The following is a 596-nucleotide window of genomic DNA, read 5'->3' on the forward strand; positions in this document are numbered from 1 at the left end:
GTCTTGCGCAGGGCGCCGGGCGCCAGGTTCACCACCACCCGCTCGTTCGGCATGGAGAAGCCTGCGGCCCGCAGGGCGGCGCGCACGCGCTCGCGCGCCTCCTGCACGGCGGCGTCGGGCATCCCGACGATGCAGAACGCGGGCATGCCGCTGCCCACCACCACCTCCACGTCAACCGGCACGGCCTCCACCCCGCGCAGCGTCGCGCCCTGCACGGCGAAGCGTCCGAACACGCCGCTCACCCCGCCGAGAAGGCGCCGATATGGTGCCGTATGAACGCGCGGTCGGGCGGCACCACCACGATCGACACCACGTCGAAGCGCACCGGCACGTCCACCACGTCGTAGTCCACCAGGAACAGCGCCGCGATGCGCTCGTAGCGGCTGCGCTTCCCCGCGTCCACCGCCTCGGAGGGAAGCCCCTTCTCGGTGTTCGACCTCGTCTTCACCTCCACGAACACGAGCGCCTCCCCGTCGCGCGCGATGATGTCGGCCTCCCCCGCCGCGCACGTCCAGTTGCGCTCGACGATGTCGTAGCCGCGCCGGTCCAAAAAGCGCGCCGCCGCATCCTCGCCGCGCCGGCCGAGCTCCCGGTTG

General features: G+C 72.5%; 2 protein-coding genes. Both read right to left on the minus strand.

Features of this window, described 5'->3' with window-relative positions; translation table 11 throughout:
• Window positions 1-233 (minus strand): magnesium chelatase domain-containing protein (locus GPA_RS02600; protein ID WP_331429659.1); only part of this gene is annotated, 233 nt, incomplete at its 3' end.
• A 5-nt stretch (window positions 234-238) separates the two neighbouring features.
• On the minus strand, window positions 239-596 hold a 358-nt coding region (locus tag GPA_RS02605), incomplete at its 5' end, for a YraN family protein (protein ID WP_041238853.1).

Source organism: Gordonibacter pamelaeae 7-10-1-b (genome assembly GCF_000210055.1).
In the GTDB taxonomy this organism is placed as follows: Bacteria; Actinomycetota; Coriobacteriia; order Coriobacteriales; family Eggerthellaceae; genus Gordonibacter; species Gordonibacter pamelaeae.